At 67.2% G+C, this 12,251-nt stretch carries 11 protein-coding genes; 5 read left to right on the top strand and 6 right to left on the bottom strand.

The window, feature by feature from the left end; translation table 11 throughout:
- The first annotated feature begins 30 nt into the window (after window positions 1–30).
- Together VGU03_RS03275 and VGU03_RS03270 are read left to right on the top strand one after the other, a co-directional pair.
- Window positions 31–828: an alpha/beta hydrolase gene (locus VGU03_RS03275; protein ID WP_327478620.1), complete on the top strand. Its 798-nt coding sequence runs from the start codon at window positions 31–33 to the stop codon at window positions 826–828.
- Window positions 815–2,506, top strand: coding sequence for a PAS domain-containing hybrid sensor histidine kinase/response regulator (locus VGU03_RS03270; RefSeq protein WP_327478618.1), 1,692 nt, complete (start codon window positions 815–817; stop codon window positions 2,504–2,506). Before VGU03_RS03275 ends, VGU03_RS03270 begins: the two co-directional genes overlap by 14 nt.
- Window positions 2,507–2,525: 19 nt before the next feature.
- Here the strand turns inward: VGU03_RS03270 and tadA are convergent, their stop codons facing one another.
- Both tadA and VGU03_RS03260 read right to left on the bottom strand, forming a co-directional pair.
- Window positions 2,526–3,014 carry a tRNA adenosine(34) deaminase TadA gene (gene tadA, locus VGU03_RS03265; protein ID WP_327478616.1) on the bottom strand — a complete coding sequence of 163 codons (489 nt, stop codon included), beginning with the start codon at window positions 3,012–3,014 and terminating at the stop codon, window positions 2,526–2,528.
- Between the two features lie 179 nt (window positions 3,015–3,193).
- Entirely contained in the window at window positions 3,194–4,105 is a 912-nt protein-coding gene (locus VGU03_RS03260) for a LysR family transcriptional regulator (RefSeq protein WP_327478614.1), read from the bottom strand.
- Between VGU03_RS03260 and VGU03_RS03255 the strand changes: the two genes are divergently transcribed.
- Together VGU03_RS03255 and VGU03_RS03250 are read left to right on the top strand one after the other, a co-directional pair.
- A complete protein-coding gene (locus tag VGU03_RS03255; protein WP_327478612.1) occupies window positions 4,075–5,199 on the top strand; it encodes a quinone oxidoreductase in 1,125 nt (374 codons plus the stop codon). The genes VGU03_RS03260 and VGU03_RS03255 overlap by 31 nt on opposite strands.
- Window positions 5,200–5,213: 14 nt before the next feature.
- The gene (locus tag VGU03_RS03250; RefSeq protein ID WP_327478610.1) at window positions 5,214–5,534 is read left to right on the top strand and encodes a YciI family protein; all 321 of its coding nucleotides are present in this window, start codon (window positions 5,214–5,216) and stop codon (window positions 5,532–5,534) included.
- A 299-nt stretch (window positions 5,535–5,833) separates the two neighbouring features.
- Here VGU03_RS03250 and guaA read toward each other — a convergent pair whose 3' ends face one another.
- The 3 genes from guaA to folD all read right to left on the bottom strand — a co-directional run bounded on the left by guaA (window position 5,834) and on the right by folD (window position 10,071).
- A complete protein-coding gene (gene guaA, locus VGU03_RS03245; RefSeq protein ID WP_327478608.1) occupies window positions 5,834–7,414 on the bottom strand; it encodes a glutamine-hydrolyzing GMP synthase in 1,581 nt (526 codons plus the stop codon).
- Window positions 7,415–7,558: 144 nt separating this feature from the next.
- Window positions 7,559–9,016, bottom strand: coding sequence for an IMP dehydrogenase (gene guaB / locus VGU03_RS03240; RefSeq protein WP_327478606.1), 1,458 nt, complete (start codon window positions 9,014–9,016; stop codon window positions 7,559–7,561).
- A gap of 206 nt (window positions 9,017–9,222) precedes the next feature.
- Window positions 9,223–10,071 carry a bifunctional methylenetetrahydrofolate dehydrogenase/methenyltetrahydrofolate cyclohydrolase FolD gene (gene folD / locus VGU03_RS03235; RefSeq protein ID WP_327478604.1) on the bottom strand — a complete coding sequence of 283 codons (849 nt, stop codon included), beginning with the start codon at window positions 10,069–10,071 and terminating at the stop codon, window positions 9,223–9,225.
- Window positions 10,072–10,141: 70 nt separating this feature from the next.
- On the opposite strand from folD, the gene VGU03_RS03230 reads away from it, so the two are divergent.
- Complete coding sequence (locus VGU03_RS03230; RefSeq protein ID WP_327478602.1) at window positions 10,142–10,702, top strand: GNAT family N-acetyltransferase; 561 nt, start codon at window positions 10,142–10,144, stop codon at window positions 10,700–10,702.
- A gap of 141 nt (window positions 10,703–10,843) precedes the next feature.
- On the opposite strand, the gene der is transcribed toward VGU03_RS03230, so the two are convergent.
- Window positions 10,844–12,241: a ribosome biogenesis GTPase Der gene (der, locus tag VGU03_RS03225; RefSeq protein WP_327478601.1), complete on the bottom strand. Its 1,398-nt coding sequence runs from the start codon at window positions 12,239–12,241 to the stop codon at window positions 10,844–10,846.
- Window positions 12,242–12,251 lie beyond the last annotated feature (10 nt).

The following is a 12,251-nucleotide window of genomic DNA, read 5'->3' as shown; positions in this document are numbered from 1 at the left end:
ATCGGCTGTTACGCTTTTTTCCGAGGGCCCATGCCGGACATCCTGACTCGCCACAACGTACGCATCAGCGGTCGCGGGACCCGCACGATGGTTTTTGCCCATGGCTTCGGCTGCGACCAGAACATGTGGCGCTGGGTGGCGCCGGCTTTCGAGGATCGCTTCCGCGTGGTGCTGTTCGACCATATCGGCGCGGGCCAGTCGGACCTCTCTGCGTTCGACCGCGAACGGCATGGCTCACTGGAGGGCTACGCTCAGGACGTGGTAACGCTCTGCCGTGAGCTGGACGTGCGCGACGGCGTGTTCGTAGGGCATTCCGTCAGCGCCATGATCGGTGTCCTGGCTTTGCGGCAGGCACCGGAACTGTTCAGCGACATGATATTGGTCGGCCCTTCGCCGCGTTATATCGACGAGCCTGAGACTGGTTACATAGGTGGCTTCTCCGCAGAACAGATCGATGAGTTGCTCGACTTCCTGGACAGCAACCACATGGGCTGGTCGCAGAACATGGCGCCGGTCATCATGGGAAACGGCGACCGCCCCGAACTCGCAGAGGAATTGACCAACAGCTTCTGCCGCTCCGATCCAGAGATCGCGCGCCATTTCGCGCGTACCACGTTCCTCTCGGACAATCGGGCTGACCTCGACGGGCTGACGGCCCGCGCACTGGTGCTTCAATGCATGGATGACGTGATCGCACCGGAAAGCGTCGGCCGCTACGTGCACGACCGGCTCCCCGGCAGCCATCTGGTCCTGATGCAGGCCACCGGCCATTGTCCCAACCTCAGTGCGCCCGCTGAGACCGTGGCCGCGATCGATGCCTTCCTCTGATGCAGTCACCACTGCGTCGCCAGCCTGCGCTGGCGACGCAGAGCTGCATGATCTCTTCGAACATGCGCCCTGCGGCTACCTGGTCGCCGGACCGGAAGGTCGCATCGACCGCGTCAACCACACCCTGGCCGACTGGCTCGGCGTGGAGCCCGGGCGATTGGCCGGTCGCCGCTTCCCCGAGCTGCTGTCCATCGCCGGCAAGATTTACTACGAAACGCATTTCGCTCCTCTCCTGCGCATGCAGGGCGCCTTCGACGAGGTCGCGCTGGATCTGCGGAGTGCCGACGGCACGGTCATGCCGGTGCTGGTCAACGCGCGTGAGCGACGCGATACGGACGGCCGCACGCTGGCCATCCGCATCACCGTGATGCGGGCGCGCGACCGGCGGCGCTACGAGCAGGAATTGCTGGAGGCACGCCGACGCGCCGACGTCGCCACGGCCGAAATGCGGGAGCTGGCAGGCACGCTCGAAACGCGCGTCGCCGAGGAGCTCGCGCAGCGACAGGAGGTGGAAAACCGGCTACGCCAGGCGCAGAAAATGGAGGCGATCGGCCAGCTCACCGGCGGTGTGGCGCACGACTTCAACAACCTGCTGACCGTCATTCTTGGCGGTCTGGAAACGATCGAACGGCAGCTTGCGAGCCCGGCGAAAGACGCGCGGGCCAGGATGGAGCGCGCCGTCACGATGGCTCGTCACGGCGCCCAACGGGCCGCCACGCTGACCTCGCGCCTGCTCGCCTTCGCGCGGCGCCAACCTCTCCAGCCTCGATCCACCGACGCCAGCCGCCTGATCACCGGCCTGGCGGATCTCCTGCAACGCACGCTCGGCGCGACCATCGCGCTGGAAACCGTCGCCGGAGGCGGTCTGTGGTCCGCGATGGCGGATGCGGGGGAGCTGGAAAACGCCTTGGTGAACCTGGCGGTCAATGCCCGCGATGCGATGCCCGAGGGCGGGCGCCTGACCATCGAGACGAGCAACGCCTGCCTCGATGAGGACTACGTCGCCTCGGTCCCCGAGCCTTTATCGGCAGGTCACTACGTCCTCATAGCCGTCAGCGATACCGGACACGGCATGGATCAGACGGTTCTGCAGAAGGCCTTCGAGCCGTTCTTCACCACCAAGGACGTGGGCAAGGGAACGGGTCTGGGCTTGAGCCAGGTGTATGGGTTCGCCCGCCAGTCCGGCGGCCACGTGCGCATCTACAGCGAATTTGGCCAGGGTACGACGGTCAAGCTCTACCTCCCGCGCTGCCTGGATGCTCGCTCAGCGGACCCTGCGGATCCGGACCTGGAGAACCCGGCGCCGCGTGGGAGCGAAACCGTCCTGCTGGTGGAAGACCACGCCGATCTTCTGACCTATTCGGCAACGGTGCTGCTCGAGCTGGGCTATCGCGTACTGGCCGCGCCTGATGCGGCGACTGGCCTGGCGCTGCTCCAGCGCGAGCCCGAGGTCGACCTGCTCTTCACCGACATGGTCCTTCCCGGAGGCTTGGACGGCCGCCAGCTCGCCGAGGAAGCGCGGCAGCGCCGCCCCGGCCTGAAGGTGCTTTACACGTCCGGCTATGCGCGCAACGCCATTCTCCGGGACGGCCGGCTGGATGCGAATGTGGACCTCCTCCCGAAACCTTTCACCGGGCAGGCGCTGGCGAGGCGGATCAGGGCGGCGCTGGACCGGTAGCCGCAATCCGGCCCGGACTTCACCGCCGCGAGCGAAAAAACTCCCGCAGCATCTCGCCGGACTCGGCGGCGAGCAACCCACCCTGCACCAGCACGCGGTGGTTGTGCCGGTCGGACACCAGCGTGTCGAACACGCTGCCGGCCGCGCCGGTCTTGGGATCGGTGGCCGCATACACCACCCGGCCGATCCGCGCGTGCACTAGCGCCATCGCGCACATCGCGCACGGCTCCAGCGTCACGTACAGGGTGGCGCCGACGATGCGGTGGTTGGCCAGCTTCTCGCCGGCCGCACGCAAGGCCATGATCTCGGCGTGTGCCGTGGGATCGTGCAGGGTGATGTTGCGGTTCCAGCCCAACCCGACGATCTGGCCTTCGTGCACCAGCACCGCACCGACCGGCACCTCGTTTTCCGCATCGCGCGCGTGGGCGGCCAACTGCAACGCGCGGCGCATGCAGGATTCGTCCTCGGGCGAGAACGTCGTAGCGGTCGGCGGGAGGAACTCGGTCATGGACACGCGCGATGGCGGCGATGCAGGCGGGCCGGCATTGTAGCCGCCCCCGGCTCCGGGTTGCCCGACCATTCGAACACTGAAGCTTGGCGACTAGGGACAGCTTCTGGGCTACCTGCAAGCCTTCGGAGGCACGCACGTGCCCGAGTTCGTTCGATGGAAGGTCTACGCGGTGATAGTCAGCACGTGCCATCCAGCAGCAGGTTTTTCATGTCGCCCACCAGGGCGATGAGCACGTCAGCCACCCGGCGGACTCGCGGTGATCGCTTGACGTCCGGATGCATCACCAGCCACAGCGGTCGTGGAGCAGGACACTCCGCGGTGGACAGAAGCGCCAGTGTGGCGTCGCCGGCCGCAAGGAAATGGGGAAGCGCCGCTATGCCCAATCCCGCCCGTGCCGCTTGCGCCAAGGCCGCCAGGTCGTTACTCCGCAACACGAAGGGCCTATCGCCGGCTACCTGCTCGATCCAGCGCTGCTGCGGCACATGCCTGAGCCTGTCGTCGTAACCGAGGAACTCCCATTCCCCGGCGGGGCGGCTGGTGTAACCGTGCGCAGCGTAGGCGCCGTAGCCCAGCTCACCGAGGCGACGAGCGGTCAGGCCCGGTGCCGTCGGCCGTAAGAGACGTATGGCCAGATCGGCTTCGCTCCGGAACAGATTGGCATCCCTTGATTCGCCGATGACCTGCAGATCAATGTTCTGCCATTGCGACCGGACCGCAGCCAGCTTTGGCACGAGAAAATGGCTCCCAAATACCGGCGGTGCGGAAAGCCGCACGGTGCCACGCAGGGACGCCGCGCCCAGCGCCGCACGGGAAAATGCCTGTGCCTCGTCGTCCAGGCGTTGAGCCTGTGCGGTCAGGATCTCGCCCTCTCGTGTAAGTGACCATCCCCTGGCCAGACGGTCGAATACCCGTATGCCCAGGGATTGCTCCAGCGATTCGATGCGCCTGGCAACCGTCGAGTGCTCCACGCCTAGCGTCCTCGCCGCGGCCGACAGGCTGCCCAGTCTCGCCAACTCCAGGAAATAACGGACGTCGTCCCATTGAAGGCGGTGTCCGCTTGAAGAATTCAGGCTTGTGCGTTTTTGCACAACAGATGCTCGCGATTCGGGGTGGCTGGGCAGTCGTGGCCAGTGCAATCTTGCCGCGCAATTTCCCTGGGCAAAAGAGCAACATGGTTATGGAATCCATTCATCAGGTTTGCCAGTCCAACGCGACCGAGGTCGTAGTCGAACGATACGGCGACGTTTCCCAACTGAAGGCGAGGGATTTCTTACTTCCCGCGCCCGGCAAGAACGAAGTCCGCGTGCGCCACACCGCCATCGGCGTCAACTTCGTCGACATCTATTATCGGACCGGCGTGTATGCCTTGCCGGACCTTCCCTCCGGGCTCGGCGTGGAAGCGGTCGGCATCGTCGAGGCCGTCGGCGCGGAGGTCAGGGGGATTGAACCGGGGCAGCGCGTCGCCTACGCCGGTCCGCCGGTGGGTAGCTACGCAAGCGCACGCAATATTCCCGCGTCGCGGCTGCTGCACGTGCCGGACGGCCTCGCTGACGATGACGTCGGGGCGCTTCTGTTGCGGGGAATTACGGCCCAGATGTTGTTGGCGCACGTCTATCCGGTGCAGAGCGGCGACACGATCCTGATCCATGCGGCGGCGGGCGGACTTGGGCTCGTGTTGCTGCAGTGGGCGAAGAGGCTTGGGGCGAGCGTCATCGGCACGGTCGGAAGCCAGGCAAAGGCGGCCCTTGCCAAACAATACGGACTCGATCATCCGATCCTGTATCACGAGCAGGACTTCGTAGAAGAGGTGAGAAGGCTTACCGACGGACGTGGCGTCGACTATGCCATTGACGGTATCGGCGGGAAGACGCTGGCCGATACCCTGTCCGTCGTCCGACCGTTCGGTATGGCCGCCAGTATCGGACAGGTTGGCGGCGATCCTGGCCCCATCGACTGGTCCATGCTTGGCCCAACGCGCTCGGTGGCGCTGTCGCGCCCAGGGGTGTTTCGCTTCATGTCCGATCAAGCCCTATACCGGGAGGGTGCGGCGGCCACCTTTGACGGCCTAAAGCACGGCATGAAGGCCCACATCGGCGCCGTGTTTCCCCTCGCCAAGGCGGCCGAAGCGCATCGCGCGCTCGAATCCGGCGCGTCGGCCGGATCCATTCTTTTGCGGCCTTGATGGGAAAACAAGCGATGCTCTATCTGATTCTGCTGGATTACCTGCGTCCTCTCGATGAGATTGACCGGCACATGGAGCGCCACCGGGAGTTTTTGGCGCGCCACTATGAGGCCGGCCATTTTCTTCTCTCGGGCAGAAAGGAACCGCGAACGGGTGGCGTGATACTCGCCACCGCGAAAACCACGGAAGAGGTTTCTCAATGGATCTCGGAAGACCCTTTCAGCCGGGCCCGCGTTGCTGCCTATACCGTCATTCGCTGGCAGCCGACGATGGCTGCCAGCGGCCACCCATGGGACTCGATGCTCCCATCCCCACGGTGTCACTCCGAAACCTGAGCTTCAACGCAGCCACGCACGGCGAACGCTATGCGTCCCGTGTCAGCCCTGTGGCGACGTTGCTGGGCGGGAAGAAGTCGGGGTACCGCGTAATCGAATTGCCACCGGGCAAGCGAGCCTGGACGCAGGCACGTTCGCCGTAGTTGCAGGAAGCCCGCCGGGTGGATCCAAACAGAAGCGGTCCTTCGAGTATGTAGGACGCCTCACCGACAAGGTCGACTACTGGGAAGACGCATAGCGGCAAACGCTTCCCGCCTGTCAGGCCGGGGCTCGCAAACCCTTGATGGCAGGGCTTGAGATCACTCCCACTCGATGGTCGCCGGCGGCTTGCCGCTGATGTCGTAGACCACGCGCGAGACGCCGCGCAGCTCGTTGATGATGCGGTTGGAGACCTTGCCCAGGAACTCGTACGGCAGGTGCGCCCAGTGCGCGGTCATGAAGTCGATGGTCTCGACCGCGCGCAGCGCGATCACCCATTCGTAGGCGCGCGCGTCGCCGACCACGCCCACTGACTTGACCGGCAGGAACACGGCGAAGGCCTGGCTGGTCTTGTCGTAGAGATCGGCCTTGCGCAGTTCGTCGATGAAGATGGCGTCGGCGCGCGCCAGCAGTTCGGCGTACTCGCGCCTGACCTCGCCCAGGATGCGCACGCCCAGGCCCGGACCCGGGAACGGATGGCGGTAGACCATCTCGCGTGGCAGGCCCAGCGCCACGCCGATGCGGCGCACTTCGTCCTTGAACAGCTCGCGCAACGGCTCGACCAGGCCGAGCTTCATGTCTTCGGGCAGGCCGCCGACGTTGTGGTGGCTCTTGATGACGTGGGCCTTGCCGGTCTTGCTGCCGGCGGACTCGATCACGTCCGGGTAGATCGTGCCCTGCGCCAGCCATTTCACCTGGCCGTGGCCGGCAGCGGTGACCTTGGCCGACTCCTCGTCGAAGATCTCCACGAACAGGCGGCCGATGATCTTGCGCTTGGCCTCCGGATCGGCCACGCCCTCGAGCGCCCTGAAGTAGCGCTCGGCCGCATCGACGCGGATCACCTTGACGCCCATGTGCTGCGCCATGGTGGCCATCACCTGGTCGCCTTCCTGGAAGCGCAGGAGGCCCGTGTCGACGAACACGCAGGTGAGCTGGTCGCCGATCGCCTTGTGCAGCAGCGCGGCGACCACCGAGGAATCGACGCCGCCGGAAAGGCCCAGCAGCACATGGTCGCTGCCGACCTTCTCGCGCACGCGCGCGATCTGGTCGTCGATGATGTTGTCCGCGGTCCACAGCGTGGCGCAGCCGCAGATGTCGACCACGAAGCGCTTGAGCAGCGCAGTGCCCTGCTTGGTGTGCGTGACCTCCGGATGAAACTGTACGCCGTACCAGCGCTTGTCCTGGTTCTCCATCACCGCGACCGGGATGCGGTCGGTGGTGCCGGTGACGGTGAAACCCGGCGGCGCCTTGCTGACGTGGTCGCCGTGGCTCATCCAGACGTCCAGGCGGTGCGCGTCGGCGTGGTCGCTCAGGCCCGCGAACAGGCGGCTGTCGCCCGCGATGTCGACCTGCGCATGGCCGAACTCGCGCTGGTCGGCCGCCTCGGTCGCGCCGCCAAGCTGCGCGGCCATGGTCTGCAGGCCGTAGCAGATGCCCAGGATCGGCAGGCCCGAATCGAACACTTCCCGCGGCGCCTTGGGCGCGTCGGGCAGCGTGGTCGACTCGGGGCCGCCCGACAGGATGATGCCCTTGGCGCCGAAACCCGCGATCTGCGCGGGGTCGTGGTCCCAAGCCCAGATCTCGCAGTAGACGCCGAGCTCGCGCACGCGGCGGGCGATCAGCTGGGTGTACTGCGCGCCGAAGTCGAGGATGAGGATCTTGTCGGAGTGGATGTTGGTCATGGCATCGACGGGGAACAGGGAACAGGGAACGGGGAACGCATAGGGTCCGGCAGCAGGTCGCGCGATCGCCCCGATCGAAGCGCAACGGGGCGCTTGCCCGGACTTCTCACGTTCCCTGTTCCCCGTTCCCCATTCCCCGCTTCGTCACGAATTGAGCCGGTAATTCGGCGCTTCCTTGGTGATCTGGATGTCGTGCGGATGCGCCTCGGTGACGCCCGCCGAGGTCACCTTCACGAACTGCGCCTTGTGGCGCACGTCCTCGACCGTGGCGGCGCCCAGGTAACCCATCGACGCACGCAGGCCGCCGATCAGCTGGTGGATGATGTTGCGCAGCGGGCCGCGGTACGGCACGCGGCCCTCGATGCCTTCGGGCACCAGCTTGTCGGCGTCGGCTTCGTCCTGGAAATAGCGGTCCTTGGAGCCCAGCGCCATCGCGCCCAGCGAGCCCATGCCGCGATAGCTCTTGTAGGAGCGGCCCTGGAACAGCTCGACCTCGCCTGGCGATTCCTCGGTGCCGGCGAACATCGAGCCCAGCATCACGGTGGACGCGCCGGCGGCCAGCGCCTTGGGAATGTCGCCCGAGTAGCGGATGCCGCCGTCGGCGATCAGCGGGATCTCGTCCTTCAGCGCCGTGGCCACCAGGTCGATCGCGGTGATCTGCGGCACGCCGACGCCGGCGACCACGCGGGTGGTGCAGATCGAGCCCGGACCCACGCCGACCTTGACCGCGTCCACGCCGGCGTCGAGCAGCGCGCGCGCCGCCTCGCCGGTGACGATGTTGCCGGCGATCACCTGCACCTGCGGGTAGCGCTTCTTGACCCAGCCGGCGCGCTCGATCACGCCTTGCGAATGGCCGTGCGCGGTGTCGACCACCAGCACGTCCACGCCGGCGTCGACCAGCGCCTCGACGCGCTCCTCGGTGTCTCCGCCCACGCCGACCGCGGCGCCGACCAGCAGGCGTTCGTGCGCGTCCTTGGCGGCATGCGGGTTGTCGCGCGCCTTCTGGATGTCCTTGACGGTGATCAGGCCGCGCAGCTGGAAGTCGTCGTTGACCACCAGCACCTTCTCGATGCGGAACTTGTGCAGCAGCTGCAGCACTTCGTCCTGGCTGGCGCCTTCGCGCACGGTCACCAGTTTGTCCTGGCGCGTCATGATGTTGCGCACCGGATCCTCGAGCTTGCGCTCGAAGCGCAGGTCGCGGCTGGTGACGATGCCGACCAGCTTTTCGCCGTCGACCACCGGCACGCCGGAGATGTTGTGCGCGCGGGTCAGCTGCAGCACCTCGCGGATCGAGGTGTTGGGGCCGACGCTGATCGGGCTGCGGATCACCCCCGCCTCGAATTTCTTCACCAGCCGCACTTCGGCAGCCTGGCGTTCGGCGGTCATGTTCTTGTGGATGATGCCGATGCCGCCCTGCTGGGCCATGGTGATGGCCAGCCGCGCCTCGGTCACCGTGTCCATGGCGGCGGACACGATCGGGATGTTCAGGCGCAGGTTGCGGGTGAGCCGGGTGGAGGTGTCGACGTCGCGGGGAAGGACGGCCGAATGGGCCGGGACGAGGTACACGTCGTCGTAGGTCAGAGCCTCGGCGAGGATGCGCATGCGGGTGGGTCTCGCTGCAAAGATGGGATTATACGCGAGGAGACAAAGGAGCGCGAGAAGAGCGGGCGGAAAGGAACGGAAGGCGAGCAACGACGGCCGGGCTTCGAAGTCGCGCAAGGCCGCCGGATCGTCGGATCGCTTCGGGCAGCGGGACGGCTGGGCTCGACGCGGGCTCCCCTGCAACCCGTCTTCCTCCCGGGAAAAACCTACCGTGCCTCCGCCGCCTCCAGCGTGTTCTCGATCAGCGTCGCCACCGTCATCGGCCCCACGCCGCCAGGCACTGGCGTGATCCAGCTGGCGCGCTCGGCCGCCGGAGCGAATTCGACGTCACCGACCAGCCGCCCGTCATCGAGCCGGTTGATGCCCACGTCGATCACCACGGCCCCCGGCTTGATCCACTCGCCCTTGACCAGGCCCGGCTTGCCGACCGCGACGATGACGATGTCGGCCTGGCGCACGAACGATTCCAGCCCGCGCGTGAAGCGGTGGCAGCAGGTGGTGGTGCAGCCGGCGATCAGCAGTTCCAGCGCCAGCGGCCGGCCGACGTGGTTGGACACGCCCACCACCACCGCATGCTGGCCGCGCACCGGGCGGTCGGTGTGCCCGAGCAAGGTCATCACGCCCTTGGGCGTGCACGGGCGCAGGCCGAAGCGGCGCAACGCCAGCCGGCCCACGTTCACCGCCTGGAAGCCGTCGACGTCCTTGCCGGCATCGATGCGATCGACCAGCGCGTCCTCGTCGATATGCCGCGGCAGCGGGGACTGCACCAGGATGCCGTGCACGGCCGGGTCCGCGTTGAGCCGGTCGATCAGCGCGAACAGCTCCTCCTGCGTGGTGCTTGCCGGCAGGTCGTAGTCGAACGAGCGGAAACCGACCTGGTGGCAGGCCTTGCGCTTGTTGCGCACGTAGACGGACGAGGCCGCGTCGTCGCCCACCAGCACCACGGCCAGGCCCGGCGGCGGCAGGCCTTGCGCCTTGCGTTCGGCGACGCGCCGCCCTACCCGCTCCAGCAGTTCCTGCGCGATGCGCTTGCCGTCCAGGATGCGTGCGGTCATGGATGCCTGCCTGCTCTGCAAAGGCGCTTATTATCCCGGCGCCGTCCCATGCGCACAAACGGAGCCGCTGATGCCCGTCCCGCTCGACCTGGAGCTTGTCGAAGGGGCGCTGCTCCTGCGCGCCTGGCGCGCGGAGGATGCGCCCGCCCTGCACGAGGCCGTGCGCGAGTCGCTGGCGAGCATCGGACGCTGGCTGCCCTGGTGCCACGCCGGCTACGACCTGGACGAGGCGCAGGCCTGGATACGGCACTGCCGCGAGCGCTGGGTGGCGCAGGAGCAGTTCGCCTTCGGCGTGTTCGAACAGGACACCGGCGCCCTGCTCGGCAGCGTGGGGTTGAACCAGCGCAATCATGTGCATCGCAGCGCCGCCATGGGCTACTGGGTGCGCCAGTCGCGGCAGCGCCGGGGCATCGCCCCGGAGGCGGCGAAGTCGGCCGCGCGCTTCGGGTTCGGCATGCTCGGGCTGGTCCGCATCGAGATCGTGGCCTTGCCGGAGAACCACGCCAGCCGCCGTACGGCCGAGCGGGCGGGGGCACGGTTCGAAAGCATCGCGCGGCATCGTTTGTGGATGCGCGAGGAGGCCAGGGACGGCGCGGTGTATGCGCTGGTGCCGGCGAATCTGGAATCGTAGCCGCCGGGGACATCGCCGATACGGACGCCTGCCCGGAATGCGCAGCGACCATCCGGTGAACGCGAAATCGAAGAAAGACTTCCGCCCAGGCGGAGCGATGCCGGGAAGCGGGCACGAGCAGCGGTGCGCGTGCCCGCCGCCCTACTTCTTGCGCTTCTTCATCTCGCGGATCATGCGCTGGCGTTTGCGCTGCTGGCCTTCGGTGAGGACGTTCTTGCGGCCGGCGAAGGGGTTGTCGCCATCGCGGAAGTCGATGCGGATCGGCGTTCCTTCCAGGCGGTAGCGCTTGCGGAAGAAGTTCTCGAGGTAACGCCGGTAGGCCGGCGCGATGTGCTTGGTGCGGCTGCCGTGGATGACGATGGTCGGCGGGTTGGAGCCGCCCGGATGGGCGAAGCGCAGCTTCGGCGCGTGGCCACGCACCAGCGGCGGCTGGTAGGCCTCGTAGGCCTTCTCCAGCGTGCGCGTGAGGTCCGCCGAGGCCAGTTCGTGGGTGGCCGAGGCATGCGCGCGCACCACCGCGCGCATCAGCTCGCGCAGGCCCGAACCGTGCAGCGCCGAGATGAACACGGTCTTGGCCCAGTCGACGAATACCAGCTTGCGCTCGAGCGTGCGCTGGCACTGTTCGCGCTGGTAGGCGTCCATGCCGTCCCACTTGTTGACGGCGATGACCAGCGCCCGCCCCTCGTCCACCACGTGGCCGATCAGGCTCAGGTCCTGGTCGGCGAGGTTCTCGCGCGCGTCGACCATCAGCACCACGACCTGGCTGGCGGCCATCGATTGCAGCGTCTTGATGACGCTGAACTTCTCCACGCCCTCCTCCACCCGCGCCTTGCGCCGCACGCCGGCGGTGTCGATCAGCGTGTAGCGCTTGCCGTCGCGCTCCAGCGGCACGCGGATGGGATCGCGCGTGGTGCCGGCGACGTCCGAGACGATCAGCCGGTTCTCGCCGAGCAGGCGGTTGATCAGGGTGGACTTGCCGGCGTTCGGGCGGCCGACGATGGCGACGCGGATGCTGTCGTCCGCGAGGCTTTGCGGCTCATCCTCGTCGGGCGGCAGCAACGGCAGCGCGGCGGCCACCAGGTCGTCGGTGCCGCGGTTGTGCGCGGCCGAAAGCGGCAGCGTGGCGGCCAGCCCGAGGCGGGCGAACTCGGCCAGCGCATGCTCGACGTCGAGTCCGTCGGTCTTGTTGACCGCCAGCAGGATCGGCTTGCCGCTGCGGCGCAGTTCGCCGAGGATGCCCTGGTCTTGCGGCAGCAGGCCGTCGCGGGCATCGACCACGAACACCAGCAGCTGCGCTTCGTCGATGGCCAGGCGCACCTGTTGCGCGGTCAATGCGTCGAGGCCTTCCTCGACGCCGGACAGGCCGCCGGTATCGACCACCACGAACGGGCGCGCACCGAGGTGGCACACGCCGTAGTGGCGGTCGCGGGTGACGCCCGGCATGTCGGCCACGAGGGCGTCGCGGCTGCGCGTCAGCGCGTTGAACAGGGTCGATTTACCGACGTTGGGACGACCGACCAGGGCGACGACGGGCAGCATGGTTCAGCAT

The organism is Frateuria sp. (assembly GCF_035944355.1).
Lineage (GTDB): Bacteria > Pseudomonadota > Gammaproteobacteria > Xanthomonadales > Rhodanobacteraceae > Frateuria_A.
The sequence above is the reverse complement of the archived record's forward strand: the minus strand, read 5'-3'. Positions and strand labels throughout refer to the sequence as shown.

Coding starts and splice junctions, on each gene's coding strand:
- tadA (WP_327478616.1), bottom strand. CDS start 3,014: ATGACCGAGTTCCTCCCGCCGACCGCTACGACGTTCTCGCCCGAGGAC.
- guaB (WP_327478606.1), bottom strand. CDS start 9,016: ATGCGCATCCTCGCCGAGGCTCTGACCTACGACGACGTGTACCTCGTC.
- VGU03_RS03250 (WP_327478610.1), top strand. CDS start 5,214: ATGCTCTATCTGATTCTGCTGGATTACCTGCGTCCTCTCGATGAGATT.
- VGU03_RS03230 (WP_327478602.1), top strand. CDS start 10,142: ATGCCCGTCCCGCTCGACCTGGAGCTTGTCGAAGGGGCGCTGCTCCTG.
- VGU03_RS03270 (WP_327478618.1), top strand. CDS start 815: ATGCCTTCCTCTGATGCAGTCACCACTGCGTCGCCAGCCTGCGCTGGC.
- guaA (WP_327478608.1), bottom strand. CDS start 7,414: ATGACCAACATCCACTCCGACAAGATCCTCATCCTCGACTTCGGCGCG.
- folD (WP_327478604.1), bottom strand. CDS start 10,071: ATGACCGCACGCATCCTGGACGGCAAGCGCATCGCGCAGGAACTGCTG.
- VGU03_RS03275 (WP_327478620.1), top strand. CDS start 31: ATGCCGGACATCCTGACTCGCCACAACGTACGCATCAGCGGTCGCGGG.
- der (WP_327478601.1), bottom strand. CDS start 12,241: ATGCTGCCCGTCGTCGCCCTGGTCGGTCGTCCCAACGTCGGTAAATCG.